Source organism: uncultured Schumannella sp. (assembly GCF_905479755.1).
Lineage (GTDB): Bacteria > Actinomycetota > Actinomycetes > Actinomycetales > Microbacteriaceae > DCRR01.
On the sequence record NZ_CAJQNT010000020.1, the window covers coordinates 1 to 22,363 of the forward strand.

The 22,363-nt window shown below is 64.5% G+C and carries 21 protein-coding genes; 8 read left to right on the plus strand and 13 right to left on the minus strand.

The features are described from left to right. The first annotated feature begins 357 nt into the window (after nt 1-357). Nucleotides 358-918, plus strand: coding sequence for an AAA family ATPase (locus QZ258_RS05665; RefSeq protein WP_294179716.1), 561 nt, complete (start codon nt 358-360; stop codon nt 916-918). A gap of 186 nt (nt 919-1,104) precedes the next feature. Here the strand turns inward: QZ258_RS05665 and QZ258_RS05670 are convergent, their stop codons facing one another. Further along, a complete protein-coding gene (locus QZ258_RS05670; RefSeq protein WP_294179717.1) occupies nt 1,105-1,593 on the minus strand; it encodes a hypothetical protein in 489 nt (162 codons plus the stop codon). Nucleotides 1,594-1,787: 194 nt separating this feature from the next. Between QZ258_RS05670 and QZ258_RS05675 the strand changes: the two genes are divergently transcribed. Then, on the plus strand, nt 1,788-2,369 hold the full coding sequence (locus QZ258_RS05675) for a hypothetical protein (protein ID WP_294179718.1): 582 nt from the start codon (nt 1,788-1,790) through the stop codon (nt 2,367-2,369). 9 nt (nt 2,370-2,378) lie between these two features. Then, a complete protein-coding gene (locus tag QZ258_RS05680) occupies nt 2,379-2,945 on the plus strand; it encodes a TetR/AcrR family transcriptional regulator (RefSeq protein ID WP_294179719.1) in 567 nt (188 codons plus the stop codon). 358 nt (nt 2,946-3,303) lie between these two features. Here QZ258_RS05680 and QZ258_RS05685 read toward each other — a convergent pair whose 3' ends face one another. Then, nucleotides 3,304-4,296, minus strand: coding sequence for a LacI family DNA-binding transcriptional regulator (locus tag QZ258_RS05685; RefSeq protein WP_294179720.1), 993 nt, complete (start codon nt 4,294-4,296; stop codon nt 3,304-3,306). Nucleotides 4,297-4,343: 47 nt separating this feature from the next. On the opposite strand from QZ258_RS05685, the gene QZ258_RS05690 reads away from it, so the two are divergent. The 5 genes from QZ258_RS05690 (at nt 4,344) to QZ258_RS05710 (ending at nt 10,288) form a co-directional block, all read left to right on the plus strand. Beyond that, on the plus strand, nt 4,344-5,345 hold the full coding sequence (locus tag QZ258_RS05690; protein WP_294179721.1) for an alpha/beta hydrolase: 1,002 nt from the start codon (nt 4,344-4,346) through the stop codon (nt 5,343-5,345). A 92-nt stretch (nt 5,346-5,437) separates the two neighbouring features. Further along, nucleotides 5,438-6,412 (plus strand): alpha/beta hydrolase, encoded by a 975-nt coding sequence (locus tag QZ258_RS05695; protein WP_294179722.1) that lies wholly within the window; start codon nt 5,438-5,440, stop codon nt 6,410-6,412. 1 nt (nt 6,413) lies between these two features. Continuing rightward, the gene (locus QZ258_RS05700; RefSeq protein ID WP_294179723.1) at nt 6,414-7,373 is read left to right on the plus strand and encodes an alpha/beta hydrolase; all 960 of its coding nucleotides are present in this window, start codon (nt 6,414-6,416) and stop codon (nt 7,371-7,373) included. Between the two features lie 20 nt (nt 7,374-7,393). Next, nucleotides 7,394-8,668, plus strand: a complete 1,275-nt coding sequence (locus tag QZ258_RS05705; protein ID WP_294179724.1) for an MFS transporter — start codon at nt 7,394-7,396, stop codon at nt 8,666-8,668. Between the two features lie 39 nt (nt 8,669-8,707). After that, nucleotides 8,708-10,288, plus strand: a complete 1,581-nt coding sequence (locus QZ258_RS05710) for an AMP-binding protein (RefSeq protein WP_294179725.1) — start codon at nt 8,708-8,710, stop codon at nt 10,286-10,288. 439 nt (nt 10,289-10,727) lie between these two features. On the opposite strand, the gene QZ258_RS05715 is transcribed toward QZ258_RS05710, so the two are convergent. The 11 genes from QZ258_RS05715 to QZ258_RS05765 form a co-directional block, all read right to left on the minus strand. Further along, nucleotides 10,728-11,912, minus strand: a complete 1,185-nt coding sequence (locus QZ258_RS05715; protein WP_294179726.1) for an MFS transporter — start codon at nt 11,910-11,912, stop codon at nt 10,728-10,730. A 78-nt stretch (nt 11,913-11,990) separates the two neighbouring features. Continuing rightward, on the minus strand, nt 11,991-12,560 hold the full coding sequence (locus QZ258_RS05720; protein ID WP_294179727.1) for a TetR/AcrR family transcriptional regulator: 570 nt from the start codon (nt 12,558-12,560) through the stop codon (nt 11,991-11,993). Between the two features lie 382 nt (nt 12,561-12,942). Then, nucleotides 12,943-13,611 (minus strand): hypothetical protein, encoded by a 669-nt coding sequence (locus QZ258_RS05725; protein WP_294179728.1) that lies wholly within the window; start codon nt 13,609-13,611, stop codon nt 12,943-12,945. After that, a complete protein-coding gene (locus QZ258_RS05730) occupies nt 13,608-14,192 on the minus strand; it encodes a TetR/AcrR family transcriptional regulator (protein ID WP_294179729.1) in 585 nt (194 codons plus the stop codon). Before QZ258_RS05730 ends, QZ258_RS05725 begins: the two co-directional genes overlap by 4 nt. Before the next feature lie 122 nt (nt 14,193-14,314). Beyond that, complete coding sequence (locus QZ258_RS05735; protein WP_363182129.1) at nt 14,315-15,484, minus strand: site-specific integrase; 1,170 nt, start codon at nt 15,482-15,484, stop codon at nt 14,315-14,317. A 43-nt stretch (nt 15,485-15,527) separates the two neighbouring features. Beyond that, nucleotides 15,528-15,743: an AlpA family transcriptional regulator gene (locus QZ258_RS05740; protein WP_294179731.1), complete on the minus strand. Its 216-nt coding sequence runs from the start codon at nt 15,741-15,743 to the stop codon at nt 15,528-15,530. Further along, nucleotides 15,740-16,309, minus strand: coding sequence for a hypothetical protein (locus tag QZ258_RS05745; RefSeq protein ID WP_294179732.1), 570 nt, complete (start codon nt 16,307-16,309; stop codon nt 15,740-15,742). Before QZ258_RS05745 ends, QZ258_RS05740 begins: the two co-directional genes overlap by 4 nt. Nucleotides 16,310-16,322: 13 nt before the next feature. Then, entirely contained in the window at nt 16,323-16,781 is a 459-nt protein-coding gene (locus QZ258_RS05750; RefSeq protein ID WP_294179733.1) for a single-stranded DNA-binding protein, read from the minus strand. Nucleotides 16,782-16,867: 86 nt separating this feature from the next. Continuing rightward, nucleotides 16,868-18,643 carry a type IV secretory system conjugative DNA transfer family protein gene (locus QZ258_RS05755; RefSeq protein ID WP_294179734.1) on the minus strand — a complete coding sequence of 592 codons (1,776 nt, stop codon included), beginning with the start codon at nt 18,641-18,643 and terminating at the stop codon, nt 16,868-16,870. Continuing rightward, entirely contained in the window at nt 18,640-19,197 is a 558-nt protein-coding gene (locus tag QZ258_RS05760; protein ID WP_294179735.1) for a hypothetical protein, read from the minus strand. Before QZ258_RS05760 ends, QZ258_RS05755 begins: the two co-directional genes overlap by 4 nt. A 161-nt stretch (nt 19,198-19,358) precedes the next feature. Then, nucleotides 19,359-22,334: a hypothetical protein gene (locus QZ258_RS05765; protein ID WP_294179736.1), complete on the minus strand. Its 2,976-nt coding sequence runs from the start codon at nt 22,332-22,334 to the stop codon at nt 19,359-19,361. Between the last annotated feature and the right edge of the window lie 29 nt (nt 22,335-22,363).

Consider the following 22,363-nt stretch of genomic DNA (forward strand, 5'->3'; position numbering starts at 1 on the left):
CGGACTCGAGATCCTCGCCAAGAGCCGCTTGAGCCTCGTCCCCCAGACAGGAAACGAGGTGACCGACCAACCCGCCCTCGAACTCAGCGCCTAAGCCAACACAACGAAGGATCGCGCTACACCACTACCCGGGACTTGACCGTCTCGCCCCCGGCGTCGCACTGGGCTATGCGATGGACAACGTAGGACTCGGCATAGCTATCGGTCTCGGTTTCGGTGCCGCCATCGGACTGGTGTCCGATGGAATCCAGCGGAAGAAGAACAACACACGAGGCACGTCTGCGTCGGACGGAAATCACCCCACGGGCGACTGAGGCGTGTAGCCCAAGGCCTGGGTGGCTCAGATAGCGTTGAGGCATGGGTCTCTCGGATGTGGTCATCCTCACTGGTCCGCCCGGGGCGGGGAAGTCAACGACCGCTGATTCACTCGCTGACTCGTTTCATCGTTCGGTGCATCTGCACACGGATGACTTCTGGCACTACATCGTCTCCGGCGCCATCCCGCCCTACATGCCCGAGTCCGACGATCAAAACCACACAGTCATGCAGGTCATACGCAAGGCAGCGTTCACGTACGCTGCCGGCGGATTCCTGACCATCATCGACGGAATCATCGGTCCGTGGATGCTTCACCACTTCCGCGACGCGGAGCACGCTCGCGATCGGCCGCGTCTGCACTATGTGGTGCTACGCCCGTCCCGCGATGAGACGCTGCGGCGCGCTCAAGCAAGGACAACACCAGATGCACTCGTGGACGAGGATCCGATCGCCTCGCTCTGGGAGCAGTTCGCCGACTTAGGCGAGTTAGAGAACCATGTGATCGACACCACCACACAGAACTCATCGGAAACGCTGGCGGCGGTGCGAAGTGCCGTCGAAGGAAGCCGATTCATCTTGAGTGGTTCCCCTCTTAGCTGAGCCATCGGGGGAGCTGCGTGCGTATTCAGACTCCCAGAGACGCACCCTTCTCGCCTCAACCGCGAATGGGCGGAATCCTGTGCGCGGCCCAGATTGACGGGGCTGGCACTCGTTCACGTCCGAATCACCATTGCTTCTAGCTTGCATTGCGGGACACCGGCCTGACGTCCGATCTGCGACCGCACCTCAGTTGTACGGGACGACCCGGATCTCGACCTCAGCCTGGACCGTGGCCCCGAGACAGTCGGGGACGGGCTGATCCCGACCGGTGAAGATCACTTCGAAGTCGTATGCGTCTCGGCGCTCGATTCGCGTGCCGACGAGGTGGTTTTCGAGCTCGGCTTGCACGCCGGCGCGACTCGCGCCTGTGCATTCGGGCCCTCCGCCCTCGACGCGCAGGTACGTGATCTCGGCTGAGGAGATCTCGACTTCTTCATCTGTGCGATTCTCGACTGAGTAGGTGGTGGTCACCTCGTCACCTTGCGGCACCACGACGCCCGGTGCACGGTCGACCTGCATCTCCTGACCGGTCTGATCCCCTTTATCCGGAACCCCGAACAGCCCCGGCGCGAAGACCTGCTGCAACACGAAGAGGAGACCAGCGACCACTATCACCACCCACGTGATCGGCTTCTTCAGCCAATCACCAAGAGTGCTCACATTCTTCTCAGTCATGTTCCTCCGCCCGCGGCAATCCTATCGACCGTTCATCCGTCGATAGCGCGCTGTGCACTCCCAGCCACGCAATCGCAGGCCACTCTGCACCTTCTGGGGGATCGGGGCGGTGTGGGCCACCGGAGTGGCCCGTTGGTTGACGCCTGCGGGATACGAGCGTATGGTTCGAGTTATACGAACGTATGACTGGAGTGTTGATGAAGATCGTGGAACTGCTGGGCCTGCTCGCGCCCGTCGTGGGTGCGGTGATCTTGATGCTGTATCGGCGGCGTGCGCCCGGCGCAGTCGCCATCGGGCTCGTGGGTTGTGTTGCTGCTGGTGCGGCGTCTGTTGTCGGATTGATCGGATCTCGGGCGATCTTCTTCGGCGGAGGCGGTGTTGAGGGGATGACGCACCGAGTCGAAGACTGGGGACTCCTGAGGTTGTCTCTGGTGGCGGTTGGGCTCATTCTGCTCATCGTGGCGGGGTGTACGGGGCACCATGTATCTCGGGGCTGGGTTCCGCTGCTCGCATCCGGCGCAGTCGCGGTCATCGCCTCGACGGCACTGCGCCTGGTGCCGTCCGAAATCGAGGACGAACGCGGACTATCGCTGTTGCTCGCCATAGGCCTGGAGACGGTGCAGTTCGGGATTCTCGGTCTCGGTGTGATTGTGCTGTGCGTTGCGATAGTCAGCTCACGTCCGGTGCATGACGAACGGCCAGAGCCCACTGCGCTCGCGGGACGGGTTGCATCCTCGGCTTGGCGGTCCTACAGGTCGATTGTTCGACGTCGATAGGCTCGGACGATGTCACGAGAGCTCATCTTGAACCACCTGGTCGGGGTCATCGCAGCCAAGGGCACGGGCGGGCTGAGCGTGCGCACGGTCGCCACCGCCGCAGGCGTTGCCATCGGCACCGTCCAACACCATTTCCCCACTAAGTCGGCAATGCTGCTGGCGGCGATGGAGACGATCCGTCCGATTGCCGTCGACGCCTATGCCGAAGCCATGACGGCCGCAACTGCTGACGAGCGCCTGCGCAACGTCGTCGACCTCCTCATTCCGTCCGCCCCCTCCAGCGTCGTCGGTAGGGTCTGGCTTGCGTTCGCTGCGCATTCGATCACCGATGCTGAGGTCAGTGCGAAGTATCAGCAGCTCTGGTCGTCAACCCGAGACGGCCTCGCCACACTCTTTGCCGCCGCGGCACCCTCAGCAGCAACCGAGGCGATCGAGGGCGCGGCTCTGGAGATGCTCGCGCTCCTCGACGGACTCTCCGTCACCGTTCTCACCGAGCCCGACCAGCTCTCACCCGGGCAGGCACGCACCATCGCGGCCCGCCACGTCGATAGCCTCATTCACCGGCTGAACGAATGAACCAAACCGTTACAGGGCGAACCCGCGGACGACCCCCGCTACAGACACGCTCTTTGGCAAGTCCATATCGAGCCGCCGAACCCCAGCTGCGAACGGTTGACTCACCCCGGTTTGATGCCGCTTCCTTTCGAGTTTGGAAGGAAGGCGTTGATCATGCCGAAGATGATCCCGGAGGAGGCGAAACAGCGAGTGATCCGGGCTTGTGTTCGATCATCTCGACGAGTATAGGAAACTATAGAGCGGGTGTGCGTCGGCGTCGTCCAGGCTCGGATGACGACCCCCAAAGTAGGACCCACATAGGTCAGCAATTGTCTTGCAGGTGACGTCAGCCAGACGGTTGCTCAACGCCGGAGTCGGCTCAGCGGGGAGAGGTTGACCGACGCTCGACGAGTTCTGGGGAGAGCGTCACCCGTTGCAGGCTCTGACCGGGTTTCTCAATGCGGGAGATGAGGAGCTGCGCTGCCACACGCCCTGACTCGTTGAATGGTTGACGGACCGTCGTCAGCTCGAGGCCTTGAGCCAGCGGGCCATCGTCGAAGCCGACGAGTGCCACGTCTCGAGGAACATCGAGTCCACGATCCCGAAGTCCTGTGAGCACCCCAGCGGCAAGCTGGTCATGGTTAGCGAAAACGGCTGACACTCCGGTCGCCTGGCCTCCTGCCAGACGACCAGCCTCGACGCTGCCATCCGGGCTCTCCACCACCATGAGGCCGTCGAGCTGCCCCGCTTCGTCGAGCGCGCGCTTGAGCCCGCTCAGCCGGAGCATGCCGGCCGACACATATTGGAACGACCTTTGGGCTTCGTGTACGAACGCGATCTGGGTGTGGCCCCGGTCGACGAGATGTCGACCAACGAGATACCCGCCGCGCTCGTCGTCGAGCAGCACGCTCGAGAATTCGTGTTCCTGAGTGTCGACGAGAACGATGGGTGGTCCCCACGCCTGGAGCAGTTCGATACCGCCGCGGGAGAGGGGGAGACCCATGATGATGATGCCGTCGAGAGATCCGCGCACGGGCAGTGCGTCAAGCAACGGAGAAGACGATGCCGCGGCCGACGCGAGATCGTGGACGATAACATCGATGCCGCTCTCGGCGGCCGCTCCGAGCACGCCACCCAACCGCAGCCCGTAGGACGGGTAGCTCGTGAACGGCGCCACCACGGCAATGCGCCCCATGCTGCCTCGTGCCCGGTCTGCCGCGCCGCCACTGGGGCGATATCCGAGTTCGCCGGCGACCTTCACGATGCGCCGTCGGGTCGCCTCATTGACCCGCTCGGGGTGATTGATCGCGAGCGAAACAGTGGAGATGCTGACACCTGCGCGTTCGGCGACGGTGTAGATGGTGACGGCCATGCCGCTCATGGTAGCCGAGATGCTTCGCTTGTATCGAAGCTCTTCGATTGTCAGGCTTTCTGAATGACGAAGGGGATCTGATGATCATAGAACCGGAGATTGCCGCATTCGACGCGAGTATGCCGCCCGGTCCACCCTCGACCAACGATCCGGTCCTGCGGCGCGCGAATGCTCTCGCGCACGATCGCCGGGTATTCGATCTCCTCGGCGTTACCGTTGCTCCCGTCGCGACGGAAGAGCACTTCGTCGCGGTCGGCGGTCATCCCGATGTGCGCGTTCGGATCTACTACCCGACCACTGTGCGACAGCACGAACCCACCCCCGGGTTCATCGCGTTCTTTGGGGGAGGTTTCGTGCAGGGCGGGATCGACTATCCGAGCTACGACGCCACGTACCGGCGACGTGCTCACGATTCCGGGGTAGCGATGCTCGCCGTGGACTACGCGCTGTCACCCGAGGTTCGATTCCCAGTGCCGGTGGAACAGGGGTACGCGGTGTTGGCATGGGCTCACGATCACGCGGAGGATTTGGGGCTGGATGCATCCCGCCTCGCCATCGGCGGCGTGTCCTCCGGCGGCAACATCGCCGCAGCGACCACTCTCGTCAACCGTGATCGCGCGGGCTACCCGCTTCGACTGCAGATACTGGAGGTGCCGTCCACTGATCTGACACTGCGCTCGATTGACGCCGCCGCCGCACGTTCTCTCACGAGGCTCCCCGGCGTTCTCGCTCGCCAGTTCCTGCGCCCGCTGGTGACCAGCTACCTGGGCAAGGAGAAGCGAACCCTGGCCCGCAATCCGTATGCGTCGCCCCTACGTGCGGCATCCCACGCCTCGTTGCCGCCCGCACATATCTTCACCGCGGAGCTCGATCCTTTGCGGGGTGACGGCGAGCGGTATGCCGAGGTGTTGTGGCATTCGGGGACCCCCGCCGCGAGCGTGCGCTATGCCGGGCAGACTCACGGCAGCTCGGGCCTCGTCGGAATCTCTCCCGGTGCGACCCGGTGGCATGCGGACGTCGTCGCGATTCTTCGCACTCTGCACGACTGAGCGGATGAAGTGCTTTTATCGAAGTTCTTTGATCTGTTAGCGTCGGCGCAATCGAGCCATCAGACTCGACAGCACGAAGGAGAGCTGAGGCCATGACATCACCCGTGATGCGTGATCCCGCTCTGCTCGCCTGGACGGCGAAGCTCCACGACTTCTCCCGCGACCTTCCCGATCTGAGGTCATCGGACCCGGCCCGACGCCGCGCGGCCGAGCATATTCTGAGCGATCTCATTGCCGTGGAAGTGACCGCGGATGCGTCTGAACCAGTCGCCACGATCGAACTCGAGATTCCCACGGCGGCGGGGCCGCTGTTCGCGCGGCGGTATCGTCCGCTCGGTGCGGGGCCGCTGCCCACCCAGCTTTTTCTGCACGGCGGCGGATTCGTGGCGGGGAGCGCTCGCGAGATCGTCAACGACAGGGTGCTCCGGTCCCGCGCAGCAGCGTCCGGGGTGCAGTTCATCTCCCTGGAGTACCGGCTTGCGCCGGAGCATCCCTATCCCGCAGCGGTGGAGGATGCGATCGCCGCAATCGACTGGCTGCGCACCTCTCCGGTTGACCTCGACATCGACGCATCCCGACTGGGAGTGGGTGGAATCTCCGCTGGTGGCGGTGTGATCGCGAGCGCGCTCGTGCGCAGGAGGGCTGAAGGCCGCTGGATGCCCGTGCATCAGCTGCTCGAAGTGCCCGCGGTGTCGCTGACCGCCGTCGGGGCATCCGCCGTCGACTACGCAACAGGGTTCGGCCTCGAGGGGCTCGAGAATCTCCGCGACTTGTATGTCGGGCCGGTTCCTGCCGATCCCTTTGCATCCCCACTCGATCTTGACGATCTCAGCGGGATGCCTCGCACCTTGATCATGACCGCCGAGTTCGACCCGCTGCGCGATGCTGCTGAGGCCTACGCGACTCGTCTGCGCGAGGCGGGATGCGACGTCTCAGCGGCGCGCGGCTCCGGCCATATGCACGGCAGTCTCGCCCTGACGGCGACCTTCGCCGCAGCACTGACTTGGCAGCAGGCCGTCGTCGACGAACTTCACCGTCATCTCGTCACCTTCTCGGAAAGCAACTGATATGCCCCTCGACCCCATTATCGCCGCGCTGTCCAAGAAGCAGGCCCGTGCTCGCCAAAAGCCAGAAACCGATCCGATGCGGCGGCGCGAACAAGCAGCGGCGGTGGATGCTGCTGCCTACGCCGAGTATGCGCTGCCCGCCCCCACGGTGCGCACCGCCGAGGTGACGGTGCCGGTCGAGGGTTTTCCTGATGTCAGGGTGCGCTTGCACTTTCCCGAAACCCGCGGACCCCACCCCGCCTATCTGGTGTTCTTTGGTGGAGCATTCCGGCAGGGGGGAATCGATTACGCCAGCAACGTGGGGGCGTACAGCCAACGCACGGTTGATGCCGACGTCGTGACCGTCGCGGTCGACTACGTGCTCGCACCGGAGAACAAGTGGCCGGCTGCCGTCGAGCAGGGCTATGCGGTGCTGGGGTGGCTCATCGCAAATGGGGCACAGTACGGCATCGACACCTCCCGTATTGCGATCGGCGGTCAGTCATCCGGTGGCAACATCGCGGCGTGCGTCTGCCTCGTCAACCGGGATCGGGCCGGTCATCCGCTGCGCCTGCAACTGCTCGAGGTTCCGTCGCTCGATCTCACGAGAGGCTCAATCGACGTGCAGCCAGCCCGTGAATTGCACATTCCCGTGTTCCTTCTCAAACGTGGCCTCGTCGATGTCGTCAGGGACTACTTCGACGACTATCGCCGCCAGGGCTTCGAGCCTTATGCGTCGCCCCTCCGGGCGCCCTCGCTTGACGGCCTGCCGCCTGCCTTCATCCTCACGGCGGAGTACGACGTTCTTCGCGGCGATGGAGAGAAGTACGCTGCCGCGCTGCGCGCAGCGGGAGTGGAGGCAAGCGCCGTGCGCTACCTCGGCCTTTCTCACGAGAGCGGCGGGTTCACCGGCGCTCTCCCCGGCGCGCGCCGCTGGGCACTCGAGGTCACCTCGATCCTCCGCACACTGCACGACAACTAGTACAGAAAGGCACGACAACGATGTCTCAGCCCACGAGTCCACCACCGCTCACCGCCATTCCCTCCGAGGCTCCAGGTCCGAAGCAAGGGAAATGGTTCCTTCCCACGTTCGTACTCGCGTGGTTCGGCGTGAACCTCGCGCTTGGGACCATCGGGGGCGCATCCATCCCTAAAGCTCTCGCGTTTCTGGATGACGATTCGAAAGACACCAACCTCGCGATAATCGCCGCGGTCGGGGGAGTCGTCGTCATGATCATCACCCCGCTCTTCGGCCGGCTGAGTGACCGCACCCGGTCGCGATTCGGTATGCGACGCCCCTGGATGCTCATTGGCGTTCTGATCGGACTGGTCGGCGTCATCGGCCTGGCCCTTGCTCCTAACATCTCCGTCATGGTGCTGTCGTGGGCCATCGTGCAGATCGGCTTTGGGGCGACCAACATGGCCCAGCACGCGCTACTGGCTGACCAGGTGCCCACTCGCATCCGGGCGAGGGTAGCCGCGGCGACTGGAGTGTCCGCCGGCATCGCGACGATTATTGGTGCAGCGATAGTCGCGTCGCTGCCCAACGACCAGAGAGCAACGTGGTTTCTCATCCCGGGAATCATCGGCGCTGCGTTCGCTCTAGTGCTGATGTTCGGTCTGCGCGACCGCATTCGCACGGCGCCCTCAGAACCCCTGTCGATCCGGGCGATCCTGTCGACATACTGGCTCAACCCGCTGCAGTATCGAGACTTTGCCTGGGCATGGGTCTGCCGCCTGTTCGTGACGATGTCGATCGTCTCGGTCTCCCTGTACCTGTTGTTCTTCATCATTGACCGCCTGGGTATTCCGAAGGAGGAGGCATCCGGAGTGCAGGCGCAGGCGCTCTTGTTCTTCTTCGTCGGCAACGTCGTGATGACCCTAATCTTCGGTTGGGTCTCCGATCGCACCGGGCGCCGCAAGATCATTGTGTTCGTCGCGTGTCTCGTGACCTGCGTGGGTCTCAGTCTCGCTATCCTCGCGCCCGACACACCCACGTTCATGCTCGCTATCGGCATCGTTGGCGCGGGCCAGGGCGCATTCATCTCGGTTGATGTCGCGCTCATGACCGAGGTGCTGCCCAACTTCGAGAACGCGGGCAAGGACCTCGGAATCGTCGCGCTCGCCTACCAGCTGCCGCAATTGCTCGTACCGATCATCGCCGTGCCGGTGCTCGCGATCGGCGGCGGCGGCAACTACACAGCGCTCTATATCGTGGCGATTGTGCTCAGCCTGCTCGGGGGGCTCGCGGTGCTGCCCATCACAAAGGTGAAGTAGCCCTCATCCACTACATCGTCGCAATCGAAGGAGATTGACGTGTTCACCAGTCCATACGCGGATGTTGTCATTCCGGATCAGAGCATCTTCGACTATCTGTTCGGTGACTTGACCGAATCCGATCTTGACCGAGTGGCCGTTGTTGATGGTGTCTCGGGTGCCGAGATGTCATACCGCGAACTCGTCGCGCAGATCGAGGCGATCGCTGGAGCGCTCACGGCAAGAGGGCTTGCGCCCGGCGACGTGGTCGCGGTGCTGTGCCCCAACGTTCCCGCGTTTACGAGTTTCTTTCACGCCATCCTGCGCGCCGGAGCGACGGTGACCACCATCAGCTCGCTGTACACCCCCGATGAGATCGTGAGCCAGTTGGCCGACGCCCATGCGGGCTGGCTCATCACCGTCAGCCCGCTGCTCGCAGGGGCGAGCGATGCTGCAGGCAGGACGGGGATCGACCCGCAGCGCCTCATCGTTCTCGACGGAGCGGATGGGCATCCGTCTCTCAGAGATCTGCTCGCTCAGGGGGAGTCGGCGCCGGATGTGCATTTCGACCCCGCAACCCATGTAGCGGTGTTGCCGTATTCCTCGGGGACGACGGGCAAAGCCAAGGGCGTCATGCTCAGCCACACCAATCTCGTTGCCAACGTCGCCCAGTGCCGTGATCTGATCGCCGTGACCGCAGATGATCGGGTGCTCGCGCTCCTCCCGTTCTTCCATATCTATGGCATGACGGTGCTCCTCAACCTCGCGTTGAGGCAGCGCGCTCGGCTCGTAACCATGCCGCGCTTCGAGCTATCGGAGTTTCTGCGCATCATTCAGGACCATGGATGCACGTACGTGTTCATCGCTCCACCCGTTGCGGTTGCCCTCGCCAAGCATCCCCTTGTCGACGAATACGATCTGTCCAGCGTGCACACGGTGTTGTCGGGCGCGGCTCCTCTGGATGGGGCGCTCGGCGATGCCGTCGCACAGCGGCTGGGGGTGCGGATGCTGCAGGGCTACGGCATGAGTGAGCTCAGCCCGGTCTCTCATGTTGTGCCCCGCGACCGTATCGACATTCCGACGCATTCCGTGGGAGTCACCATCCCCAACATGCAGAGCAAGCTCATCGATGCCGAGACGGGCGAGCAGATCGAGATTCCCGCGGAAGGAGTGAGTCGCCCGGGTGAACTGCTCGTGAGAGGGCCGAACGTCATGCTGGGCTACCTCGGCAACAAGGAAGCCACCGCCCTCACGATTGATGCCGACAGGTTCCTGCACACGGGAGACATCGCGACGGTGTCGGCCGAGGGGTTCGTGACGATCGTCGATCGGCTGAAAGAGCTCATCAAGTACAAGGGCTATCAGATCGCTCCGGCAGAGCTGGAGGCGCTGCTGCTCTCCCATCCTCTCGTTGCCGACGCGGCGGTCGTCGGAGTGCGTGGCGATGATGGCGAGGAAGTGCCCAAGGCATTCGTCGTTGCCGCAGGCCCAGGTCTGACGGAGGATGCCGTGATGACGTTCGTCGCCGAGCACCTCGCGCCGTACAAGAAGGTTCGTCGTGTGGAGTTCGTCGAGGCGATCCCCAAGTCGACCTCGGGCAAGATCCTTCGCAAAGATTTGCGCGCTCGCGAAATTGCGTGATTCGAGTTGGCGATATTCCCGCCACGCGAGGAGGGGGACCAAAAGGGGACCAGAATCATGCAAACCATGCATCGCGTGACGTGATCTGCATGATCTGATCCGCGGAATCGCGCGGTTTCTGGCCCAACGACGGTCGTTTGGACGCCTGGGGGTCAGGGGGTCGCAGGTTCAAATCCTGTCAGCCCGACAGAAAAACCCTGATGAGAAGCTATTTTCATCAGGGTTTTGTTGTTTCCGGAAGCCGGATTTTTTGGTCCCCTTCTGGTCCCCCTCGACCTCTGGGCGGGATGGGGGTGTGGATAACCAACCCGGCCGTGAAGCCCTTCCTGTGGATAAGGGGACCAAAAGGGGACCAGAACCGCTCCCAGCGTGGTCGTCGATGCCTGATAGGGCAGTCGAGCCCTAGCAGTTCCGACCAGCAGCATTGGAGCGGCTGGCCTCACGGCACGACCGATGCTCGCTCGGCAGCATCTGTGTTGGAGGTACGCCCTCGGAGCGTTTGGACCGCGAGTGTCAGGGCTGCAAGTGCGGCAAATCCAGCACCGGTCCACATTGCGATTGCGGGGTTGTTGTCGAACAGGCTGATGGTGGCGGCGCTGAGGGCGGTGCCGAGGGCGATGCCTGCGGTGATGACAGCGGTGTGGACGGTGCTGACGAGGTTGCCGGTGCCGCCGGCCTCGGCGACGCGGGTGACCAGCGCCGGGTTCAACGTCACGCCGGCGAGTCCGACGATGAGCACCATCACGAGAACGAGCGGTGGAACATCCGCGAACAGAGCGATCAGCGTCAGCGAGACGAACAGGAGTGCATGGCCGAAGCGGAGCACGCCGACGGCGTGCCGGTCGGCAAGTTTGCCGACGATCAGGTTTCCGACGAACGAGAAGATACCGTACGTGAGCAGGATCACCGTGGTCGTATCCGTGGTGAACCCGGCTTTCTGCTCCAGCAGTGGTGTGAAGTAGGAGAAGGATGCGTATGCGGCGCCGATGGTGAGCAGGCTCACCAGATACCGCGACCACAGTCGCGGGGAACGGAGGTTTCGTACATCCTCGGCGGCATCGTTGTGGGATGCTGCCTCGCGGTGGGGGAGTCCGAGGAGGCTGATGAAGAACAACAAGAGTGCGGTGGCTCCGAGGACGGTGAAGCTGGCCTGCCAGCCCCATCGTCCGGCGATGAAGTGTGACAGGGGGAGTCCGATCACAGTGCCGACCATGATGCCGCCGAGCACGATCGAGATCGCTTCACCGATCTTTGCCGGACTCGGTGCGAGGCGCGCGCCGAAGGTGACGGACAGTCCGAACGCGGCCCCGGCGAGGCACCCGGTGAGGACGCGCAGCACTGCGACCCACCAGTATTCGTGGATCAACGGCACCATCGCTTCGAGCACCGCGTAGCACGCGACCACTATGAGCAGAGAGCATTTCGGCGGGCTGTGCCGCAGGAGATAGGCAAGGAGCGGGCCGCCGAGCGCCATGCCGATCGCGTACACGGAGACGAGCAGCCCAACCTGTGCCGTGCTGACGCCGAGGTCGGCGGCGATCTCAGGCATCATGCCCGCGACCTGCAGCTCGCTCATGACGACCACCAGGATGGTGAGCATGAGCAGGTACAGATGTCGCGTCATAAGAAAACCTTTCTGTATTTCAGAATCCATAATTCAGTCCGACGAAACCCCGCGAACCTACTCCCGTGCGCGAGAAGGTTAGGGGCGGAGGGCGTCGAGGCTGAGCATCGCGATCCGACGCTGTTCTTCGGGCGGCGAGCCCGTTTGGGCGATTACGCGGACACCGGAAATAATCGACACGACCAATAGCGCCGCATCGCGGATGGGTATGCCTGCCCGTATCGTCCCGTCGTGCTGGCCGACATGGACCGCCTGGGCCAGCAACGAGATCTGCTGCTCCAACCCTCGGTCGAGGATGTGGGCGATGCGACTGTCTCGGTATTCGAGATCGGGCGTCATGCGCGAACCCGCCACCATGCAGCCCGCGGCCTGTCCATTCGCGGCCGCCGCGGCTTCCTCCGCGAGGACGACGTCAAGCACCCCACGAAGACGAGCCATCCCGTCAAGGTCGATGTTTTCCAGCACCTCGCCCTGCGCTGCTCCGGTCGTCTCGATGTAACGCTCCAGGGCGCGCACGAACAGTTCGTCCTTGGAGGTGAACGTGTTGTAAAGGCTGCTGCGCCCGACCCCGGCCGCCTCGCAAAGTTGCTCAGTCGATGTGTCCGCGAAGCCATGCACCCTAAACTGCGCGGCGGCGGCATCCAGCACAGCAGCCTCATTAAACATCCGGGGTCTCGCCATGCAGACCACAATACCGCATTGTGGATTATCAAATACAAAACCGACGACCCTACTTTTCCGAGCCGCTACCCGAGTGAGCCCGTGCGGTCATTTGGTGGGCCAGATCGGTCCCCGCCGCCAGCACGACACCCCTCATGACCAAACAGGCCGAACCTGGCCATGAGTGCGCGTGGCCCGGACAATCCCATTCGCCCGACCAAAAGAAAGACTGGAATCTTTCCACTGGAGTCACTCGAAAGCATGAGAAGAGTGCATTGGCCTGCTCCGCGGCTGAGCCGAGAGGCCGGTGTCTCGGCGGTCGCGGAGCAGGCCCGGTGTCTGTTGCCGCTGCCGATTCAGTCCGTCGGTCTCACTCTGGCCGCTGGGCGCTCAGGGCGGAAGCTCTGGCCCGGGACAATGCTGCGGCGAGCCAGAGCGCGGCGACGGCTGTGACGAGACCGTGCGCGATCCGACCGGCCGGGGGCAGGAAGAACTGGGGCAGATAGAGTGCGACGATCCCGGCGAGCGGGACGGCGGAGAATCGTGGAAGAACGCCTCCGCGCCAGACCGCGATCGCCAGGGTGATCGCTCCTGCTGCAACCAGGACAAGCCCCACGACGAACACGGTGAGCTGGACTACCCCATATCGGGTCGCTTCCGAGATCTCCACGATCGTCGACTCGTCGCCGGCGATCGCGTGCAGCGCGAAGGTCTCGGCACCGTAGTAGAGCAGCGTCAGTCCGATGCCGGCCCAGAGCAGGGGGAGGGTTGCGCGTGCGGCGGCGGCTCCTGGCGTGGAGAGGTGTGCATCGCGCACGGGGATTGCGCCGAGTGCGAGCAGTATCAATGCGACTGCGCCGACGAGGTGAGCCACTACCCACCAGGGCGACCCGAATGCCTCCGCGAGGCCCGCCGCGGTCTCGAGCTTGTCGGACCAGGGGCGCAGCAGAGGAAAGAGCGCGAAGAGCACGCCGCTGCAGGCGAGGGCTGCAGCGGCGGCGCGGCTGCCGGGGATGGAATCGCGGGCGAGGAGTGTCATCGATTCTTCTTCGTAGGGGATGCGGTCGGTGTCAACGTCGTCAGGAACCCGTCGACCATTCGCTGGAAGCTCTCGTCGACGTCTTCGGATAGACCGAATCCACCGCTGGTCTCGATATCGGCGAAGCCGTGCACCATGGCTCGCAGGCTCCGCGTGACGTGGATCGCGTCGGTGCCGTGGATGCCAAACCCGCGCAGGACTGCGAGGATCACGTTAAGCTGCCGCTGCGCGACGTCGGCTATTCGCGGGTCGTGAAGCGGGTCGGATGAAACGGCGGCGTACCGGTTCGGATAGGACACTGCATAGCCGCGGTAGGAGTGCATGAGCGCAGCGACAGCGTCAGGTCCGCTGCGCCCGACCGCGGCTGCGGTGAGCGCCTCCGTGATCTGTGTCAGCACGCGCTCGGCCACCGTCGCCTGCAGCGCGGCGAGACTGGCCACATGCTTGTACAGGGACGGGCCTCTCACGCCGGTGCGTTCGGCGATGGCCGCCATCGTGAGTGCTGCAACGCCGTGCGCATCGATCTCCGCGAGAGCGGCAGTTGTGACTGCCTCGGGTGTGAGTTTCGCGCGTGCGGTCATCGAGGAGCTCCCGGGCTACGATTCATAGCTGAAACGCTACACGGTATAACCGGTACAAGCAAGGGGTGAACAACGTGTTGTCCCGGCCTCTCGGGGCCGGCCCATCTTCGTCTGATGCGGCATCAAATGCCTCGTGAGGAGGGACTGCTTTGGGCGGCCTGGCGCTTCTGACCGGAGGGTGAGAGGAACGCATTCGCCTGCTCCGCGGCGGAGGCGAGGTGCCGGTCATCGGGATGCACATACCCGCGGGTGGTTTCCATAGATGCGTGTCCGAGGATCTCTTGAAGCACGTGGAGCGGGACGCCGGCGTCGGCCATCCACGTTGCTCCTGTATGCCGAAGCCCGTGACGAGTCAGATCGGGCAGGCCGAGCCCTGCGACGATCGTGTCCCAGTTAGTGGCATCCCTGACGGTCGCGGTGGTGAGCACGCCTCCCTTCGGCCCGACGAGGAGCTGATCTTCAGGAGCCTTCGCCTCTGCCAGACGTTCCAGGACGGGCCGGAGGGGTTCCAGAATGGGCACGCGCCGTTCCTTGCGACTCTTGGTGGGTTTGGTGACGAGTCCGCCTTTACCGGGGAAGATCTGCCGGGAGATGACCACGAGGTTCTTCTCGAACCGCACGTCCCCGACTTGAAGGCCGGAGACTTCGGAGGAGCGGGCGGCGAGGAGCGCAGCAAGCATGACGAAGTCGCTGTACGACTGGCCGACCTTCCCGCACGCCGTGGCGAGTTTGGTGAGGGTCTTCATGTCAGGAATCGCATGCGCTCGTGGGGAGGCTTGCTCGGCCGACGCGGCCCGGAAGGCGTTGCGGTTCAGACTGCGCTTAGCGCGATTCTTCGCCGGGTTGATCGGCAGGAGTCCGTCACGGACGGCCTCGTCGAGAACACGTACGAGAGGGGCGATGGAGTTCTTGATCGTGGATGCCCCGTACCGTTGCTCCCACTCATCAATCGTGCGGTCGATGATCCCCGCAGTGATCTGCGTCACCGCCAGATGCCCGAGCGCAGGCAAGACACGCAGCTTCAACCCGAACCCGTAGATCTCACCGGTCGACGTCGGGTCCAGGCCTCGTGCCCATCGGTCGCCGATGGAGGTGACGAACTCCGTCAACGTCATGGAGGTATCCATGCCCTTGACGGAAGAGGTGTGCAATTGATCGAAGAACGCGTGGGCGGCGGCCTCGTCGGGGACGATCTCGGAGCGGATGATGCGCCGCTTGGTGATCGGGTCCGTCCACCGCGCGCGGGCACGAACGCCGTAGGAGCGGCGCTCCATATCGGTGGAAACCTTCACTCCGATTGGCGGGACCGGCCTCGGTTCAGCTTTGGGGAGTGGCTCACTCCTGCGGGGCATGGTCGTGTTCTAACTCGGACAGCCACGCGTCGACCGCATCGATCCGGTAGCGGGCGATGCCACCCAGCCGGATGAACGGCGGCCCCGTTCCGGCTGATCGCCACCGCGATAAGGTCGACTCGGACACCTTCAGGTAGGTGGCGATGTCGCGGCTGTGCATCAACGGGGACGCGGCAGACGCGTTCGGGGTCTCGGTCATGAGACTTCCCCAGTCGTGGGGTCGATCGAGCGGTAGAACTGGTCTTCTTCTTCACGGCGTTTGGTGACCTCGGCCAGCACGAACTCCACGAACTCGGCCTCCCGGTCCTCGATGACGATGTCCTCAACGGAGGGTGCTGGCGGTTCACCGGGCCAGCTTGTCTGCCGGGTGGGACGGTCGCGATCCAGGCGTGTGCCCGCCGCGGCGACCCAATCGCGAAGACGCAACCGGGTATCTGTAAAGTCGCGGTGCCAGGCCAGCGGTGCCGAGCCGCTCTTCTCTGCGTCGTACGAGCACAACCAGTGCAGGTGCAGCGCGGACAGTTCCCAAAGCAACTCGGGGTGGTGGTGCCAGAACGGAGGGATCACCGAAGGGGGGAGGCCGTAGGTGTTGCGGAGCCAGTGCACCCACCGGTTGAGTTCCAACCACTCGGCTTCCAGATCCTCGGGACTCAGCAGGTTCCAGTTGATCGGGTGCGGAAGCTCGACGAGCAGCGGGCCCTCGAATTCCGCATCGAAGTCGTCCTCGTCCTCGAGGGCTTCGGACTCCGGAGCGTCGTCATCCATCACTGCCGCCGGCTCAGATGCTCGACCGCGACGCGACGCTGGACTGTTGCCGCGGACTTGACTCGAACGCCTGCTCTTCCTGAACCGCGGACTGCCGCTCGGCGGCTGACCGGCGCGGTGAGCGGTCAACGTCGTAGCGTGTGCGAGCGAGATCGTGTCCGATGCGTGAAGCGATGAACTCTTCGGCTTGGAAGGTCTGCCCGTCCTTATCGTAGGTGTACTCGTGGACACGTCCGGTAGCGACGAACTTGTCGCCTTTCTGGAACCGGGCGGCGGCTTCTTCGGCGGTCTTTCTGAAGATCGTCAGGTCGTGGAAGGTCGGGTCGAGTTGCGTGAACGATCCATCGGGTTCTTGCCGGGAGTGCTCGATCCCGACGCGCGCATGAAATCGCGGCACCACGTTTTCCGTGGTCGTGAGCCGGGGCTGTGTGGCGATGAACCCTGAAATGGACTGCTGCGTGTCAATACTCATCGGACTACTCCTGTCAGTTGCGAACGGGCACCTCCTGGTGCCGTCTCACGTGACAGGTGCACCCGCCCCTCCCTCTGTTGACCCGGTTATGGGCGTTGCTGCAACAGCGCCTCGATACCGGCGCGGTGCTCGCGCAGCGTGGCTGCGTCACTCCTGGTGGTCCAGGCGCGGAGGCGGGTGACGATGGGTGGTGCGGAGCGCAGGAGTACGAGGCCGGTGCCGAAGGGGAGGGTGCGGATCACGTCGGGTGGCATGATCGGCACGCGTCGGATGGAGCGTTGGGCGGAGCGGGAGCCGTGGTCGCCGATGGTGGTGGAGTCGGTGATTTCGTCTCGTTCTCCGATGAGGGTGGTCAGGTCGTGCAGGTCGCGGGAGTTTGAGGCTCCGCCGAGGATGATCTTCACGATGGACGCGTCCCAGACGGCTCCGGCGGCGTTCTCTGACCACTTCTCTCGCGCCTGGGCCAATGACTGGAGGACGGGCATGGTCGTGATGCCGGTACCGCCGCCTTCGGCCATCAGCGTCGGCAGGGACGGCAGCGGGGCAAGGTTCCCGACCTCATCGAGCGCGAGGAGCAGGGGCGGGTCCAGACGGGCTGCGGGCGACCGGGCGGCGATGCGGCGCGCGGCTTCGACAAGGTCTTCGACGAACGCGGCGACCAGGGCGGCTGAGTTGTTCGCCCCGGCACCGGTCGCGAGGAGATACACCGTGCCGCGCTTGCGCAGAAACTCCTCCGGATCGAACCGCTCATCCGGCCCCGGGCTCACCGCGTCAAGCACCCTCGGATCAGCGAGTGCGGCGAGCGAAAGGGACACGCCCTGCCAGATGGAGTCGCGGGTCCTCGGATCGGAGTCGATCATCGCCTGCAGCGAGTCGGCCCACCCGGTCGCGGCGTTCGGGTTGGCGGTGAGGATCGCTACGGCATCGGCTGCGGCGGCGGGGTCGAGAGTCCACCGGAACAACTCGGCTGGCTCGCGGTGGTCGAGGGCCGCGGCGTGGAGGAGGGCTTGGAGTGCAGTGCGGGTTTTCCCTTCCCAGAAGTCCCCGCCCTGAACACCGCCTGCGGACAGACCGGTGCCTGCGGCAAGGCCGGTGGCGCGGATCATTGCTGTCAGAGGGTCCTCGCATCCGCGGATGGGCGACCAGCGCAGCCCTGCGGGGATGCCTTCGGCGAGGTACTGCGGATCGAACACCGCCACCGGCCGCCCACCCGCGCTCCGGGCCCTCAGCGTCGCAGTGAGGTTGTCCGGCCGGGTCGAGGTGGTGACGACCGCCCCCGGAGCATCCAAGATCGCGTTGATGACAACGTGCAGGCCTTTCCCGGAGCGGGGCGGCCCGATGAGGAGGATGGAGTCCTCAACGCTTGCCCACACATTCACGCCGCGCGAGGTGCCGAGCTTGTACCCAACATCACCCGGTACAGGCTTGGCCAGCGACGGCCGGAGCTGCCCTGCCCGGCGTAGCAGTGCTTTTTCGGACGCGGTGGTGGTGAGGTCGGTGCGAGTGGCGATCCCGACGATCCGGTACGGATCGACCTTGGTCAGACGGCCGTGCTCCCTTATGCCGCGCCAAACCCACCACCCGGCAGTACCGACCGCGAGGATGAGAAGACTTGCGGTGATCCAGTAGGCGACGGGGTTCAGCCCCTCCGCGCCGAGCGCGTCACCGGGGTTCCTGGGGTTCAGCAGCACCCCGAGTCCGGCCTCGACGCCGCCGGTTGGCTGTGTGCTCGTGGTGATCCATGCGGTAACTGATCCTGCTCCGCGGAGGATGGCGGCAAGGATTCCAGCGGTGATGAGGGCGATGATGCCCAGGTTTGCCAGTTCGTCCCCGAGCGCGCCGCCTTGGCGTGGGGTGCTCATTCGGGGCGTCCGATCACGAGTGTGCCGGAGATCCGGCCGAACAGGATCACTTCGCCCGTGTGCGCGGCCGTCACCTGCTCTGAGGTGAGGAGTGCGCGGGCGGTGCCGTCGCCGGCGGCGTCACTGTGGGCGTGGATGATCGCGACGGCGACATCCTCACCGGGCACGAACCCGGCTCCCGACACCTGATGCACCACCGGTACCGCCAATCGGGGAACAGGCGCACCCGATGACCAGTCGGGTGAGAGCAGGGGCTCGGTGCGGCGGGCACGGGGCGGGGTAATGATGTCCGTGAACGTCGATCCGTCCGCTTCTCGCACATGCACTCGCAACGGGGTCTGCAACAGCGCAGCCAGGTCGTCGAGGATCGTCGGGAACGAATCGCGCCGCCACCCCGGGGCGAATGGCGGCGGGTTGTGCGGTGCGCCATCGATTGTGACGGTCATACTTCCGTCCTCGTGCACGGTGAACTCCACCACCGGAATGATCAGAGGCCCACCTGCCTCGCTCTCGGAGGTGGGGAGGGCGCGGCGGTAGCGGGGTTTCGGGGTCACAGGGATGGTCCTTCCAGACGAAACGCGGATGTCGTCATACAGGTGCACCGCCGCCGTCCAAGCGCAAACGGGGGAGGGCACGAACCTGGGGTTGGTTCGTGCCCTCCCGATGCTGGTCCGGCCGTGTTGGGGGTGCCGGACGGATCAGCCGCCTATTCGAGCTACTCCTCCTTCGCTCCTTCGAACTGGTCCTGGAAGGCCTGGAATGCGTCGGCTTCCTCCCGGACGTAACCGTGTCGTTCGCGGGTGATCGCCAGGCGGCGACCGAACAGCAGCACCCCACCGGTCGCGGCAGCCATCAGCCCGCCAACGAGTCCGAGCGGCCACCAATCACCGCCACCGGTGTGCGCCAGCACCCCGGGACCTCCCGGCTTTCCTGGCGTCTCCGGTGTCTCCGGTGTCTCCGGTACCGGGGTGACGGTGGTGGTCTCGTCCGGCGCCCCGCACAGGCCGCGATGCAGTACGAGACCGTCCGCATCGATGATGGTCTCCACCCAGTAGTAGGTGCCGACGCTGTCGAAGGTCACTTCGTCGGAGCGGTACTCGCCCGGCCCGTCGAGATCAATCACCGCTGAGATGAACACCAGTTCCTCTGGTGTGCAGGTCGCGGTATCGGAGGTTTGCCGGTACGTCTCGAACACCAGGCGTGCGCCGTCAGGAACGGTTCCGGTGACGGTCGCGACGTCATGCGCTGGGTCACCGAGTACCACCGCTGGCACCGCATTCGTCCTCACCGTGAGCTCTTCGGGCTGTTCACGGATCACGGTCGTTTCACCGGGTGCTCCGCACGTGCCTTCAGCGATGATCTCGCCGTCGGCGTCGTACAGGCTCTCGACCCAGTACACGTTCCCGGCGGTGTCCGCGGTGGTGGTGCCGGAACGGTAGATCCCGGCCTGGGTGACCGGAATTTCGTCGCTCGTGAAGAACGGCTCCTCGCAGACCGCCCCAGCATCTGCCGGGTGTGGTCCGTAGGCGCGGAACTGCAGGTAAGCGCCGCCGGGGATGGTGGTGCCTTGGACGAGGGCGGTGTCCTCGAACGGCTGCCCGACGAGCGCGTCGGGGGTGGCCTGGGTGATCACCGACACCGGAACCTCCGTGTCGGTAGGTGGGACGTAGAACCGTTCCAGCACATCTGCCGGAGACGACCGGTACGGTTGCACTCGGTCATCGCCTGCGAAGGTGGTGACGAGGACGTAGAACCCAGGTTTGGTCGGCACGATTTTGTCGTCGTCGGTGTAGCCGAGCTTGTAGACCCCGTTCCGGGCCGGCGTCGTCAGCTCGATCAAGATCGGCGCTGAACTGAGGTCAAGATCATCCTTCAGCTCCGCATCGGTCTCGAACGGGCCATACACGGTGTGACGGAGCTCGTCGAGGTCGGGGCCCCAGTACCCGTCGCCAGTGAAGTCCCCGTGGTTCGCGGGGAACCCGGTCACGGTGATGACGTCGAAGGCGCGTCCGCCGGGGTGCACGTTGTACTCCCGCATCAACGAGGTCACCGTGACAGGCCAGCGCACCGAGGTGGTTTCGACGGTGATGCCGTACTCGTCAGCCCAATCGTCCGCGAGGTAGTTGCGCACCCACTCCGGCTGCGTGGCCTTCTTCACCTCCCACACCCAGGTCACGAACCCGCCCGTCGGGGCGATCACCGCAGACGACGTGTAGTTGCCGGGACCGTCTGCAGTCACCGTGACCGTTCCCAGCGCTATCGCCGTCGGATCGATCGTTGTGGACTGCGTCGGAGGCAGAGTTCCGGGCACCTGGTAGGCGGTGCCCTCGAAGACCACCGGAACGAACGCGTCATCCTTCTTCAACCAGACACCGTTGGAACTGCTGACGGTGATGGTGTCGGTGAGCGCGTCACCGGGCACCGCGAGATGCTGATCCGCCTCGGAGACGGCGACCGGCTGGAACGGCACCACGGACGTCTCAGCAACCTGCCCGAAGCGGTCGGTGAAGGAGTCAGTGAGGTACTTCGCGTTCTGCCCTTGCGCGGTCTTGTCGATGGCCCACACCCAGGTGTAGAACCCTGATGCTGGTGCGGTGATCGTGCCCAGCGAGGTGTACGAGCCAGGACCGGTCAGGACGACGGTCTCGGTACCTGCGACGGGTGCGTCTCCGGGTGGGGTGTCGGCTTCGGTGGGCTGCTCATCGAATGGCCCATACAGGGTGCCTTTCGCGGTCACCTCGATCGGTGCACCGTCCTGGTGAATCCAGGTGCCCTTCGACACGCTCACCGTTAGCCCGTCAACGAGAGGATCGCCTTCGGCGACGAATCGGGAGGCGACCTGGGTGGTGATCTCGGGTTGGAAGTCCAACTCGATCACCGGCGACTCCGCTTGTGCAGACAGGCCTGTGGAGGATCCTGCGACGGCGGCGACCAGGCGCTGCGATCCGGGTGTCGTGTACAGGTCCAGGGCGGCACCGTACCCGGCGGCGGGCACGAACATCGACGCGGCGATCCGGTAGGAGGGAACCCCGTCTGCGGGGGTGCCGGTGATCGGATGCGTACCGACGCCGAGGGCGCGGCTAGCTGAACCGTCCGAGAACACCGCATCCGTTAGGGCTGCCGTGCCGGTCAGCGATGCAGGGTGCGCGTCCACGGTCAGTGTGCCTGCGTACTGATCCGACATGGTGAGCGACAACGACAATGACGGGTCCGTGACCGCGTTCACCACCGCTTCCTGGCGCATCGTGTTGAGGTTGGCAAGGATGATGGCGCGTTCAGACGCGGGCGCACGGCCGACGTAGTAGTCGTCGCCGGACATGCCATGCGAGTTGTAGGTGCCGGGGTCAGCGACCGACCACGTGAATAGTGCGACTGCGGCGGTGATGTTCGCATCCCCGGACTGCCCCCACCGGTCCAGCACGAAGTTCAGTTCCGCGAGCTGCTGACGAGACAGGGAGTCCAGCGATGTGATCGTTGACGGTCCGGTGGTCTGCCCGAACGGAGGGTTTGAGCCGATATCCAGGCAGTACGCCTGACGTCCGTCGACATCGGTGTTGTACGCACCAAGGAATCCCTCTCCGAGGTCGTACCCCACGCCCTCACTGCCGGCATACGCGGGCGCAGCGGTGAGCGTGACCGTGCCTGCCAGGAGCAGCAGCGCGATGAGTGCCGACAGTATGCGCCGCAACACGGTCGGTGGGGGAGCGGCGTTTTGCTCCG

Coding starts and splice junctions, on each gene's coding strand:
- QZ258_RS05665 (WP_294179716.1), top strand. CDS start 358: ATGGGTCTCTCGGATGTGGTCATCCTCACTGGTCCGCCCGGGGCGGGG.
- QZ258_RS05670 (WP_294179717.1), bottom strand. CDS start 1,593: ATGACTGAGAAGAATGTGAGCACTCTTGGTGATTGGCTGAAGAAGCCG.
- QZ258_RS05680 (WP_294179719.1), top strand. CDS start 2,379: ATGTCACGAGAGCTCATCTTGAACCACCTGGTCGGGGTCATCGCAGCC.
- QZ258_RS05685 (WP_294179720.1), bottom strand. CDS start 4,296: ATGGCCGTCACCATCTACACCGTCGCCGAACGCGCAGGTGTCAGCATC.
- QZ258_RS05695 (WP_294179722.1), top strand. CDS start 5,438: ATGACATCACCCGTGATGCGTGATCCCGCTCTGCTCGCCTGGACGGCG.
- QZ258_RS05700 (WP_294179723.1), top strand. CDS start 6,414: ATGCCCCTCGACCCCATTATCGCCGCGCTGTCCAAGAAGCAGGCCCGT.
- QZ258_RS05705 (WP_294179724.1), top strand. CDS start 7,394: ATGTCTCAGCCCACGAGTCCACCACCGCTCACCGCCATTCCCTCCGAG.
- QZ258_RS05715 (WP_294179726.1), bottom strand. CDS start 11,912: ATGACGCGACATCTGTACCTGCTCATGCTCACCATCCTGGTGGTCGTC.
- QZ258_RS05725 (WP_294179728.1), bottom strand. CDS start 13,611: ATGACACTCCTCGCCCGCGATTCCATCCCCGGCAGCCGCGCCGCCGCT.
- QZ258_RS05730 (WP_294179729.1), bottom strand. CDS start 14,192: ATGACCGCACGCGCGAAACTCACACCCGAGGCAGTCACAACTGCCGCT.
- QZ258_RS05740 (WP_294179731.1), bottom strand. CDS start 15,743: ATGACCGAGACCCCGAACGCGTCTGCCGCGTCCCCGTTGATGCACAGC.
- QZ258_RS05745 (WP_294179732.1), bottom strand. CDS start 16,309: ATGGATGACGACGCTCCGGAGTCCGAAGCCCTCGAGGACGAGGACGAC.
- QZ258_RS05750 (WP_294179733.1), bottom strand. CDS start 16,781: ATGAGTATTGACACGCAGCAGTCCATTTCAGGGTTCATCGCCACACAG.
- QZ258_RS05755 (WP_294179734.1), bottom strand. CDS start 18,643: ATGAGCACCCCACGCCAAGGCGGCGCGCTCGGGGACGAACTGGCAAAC.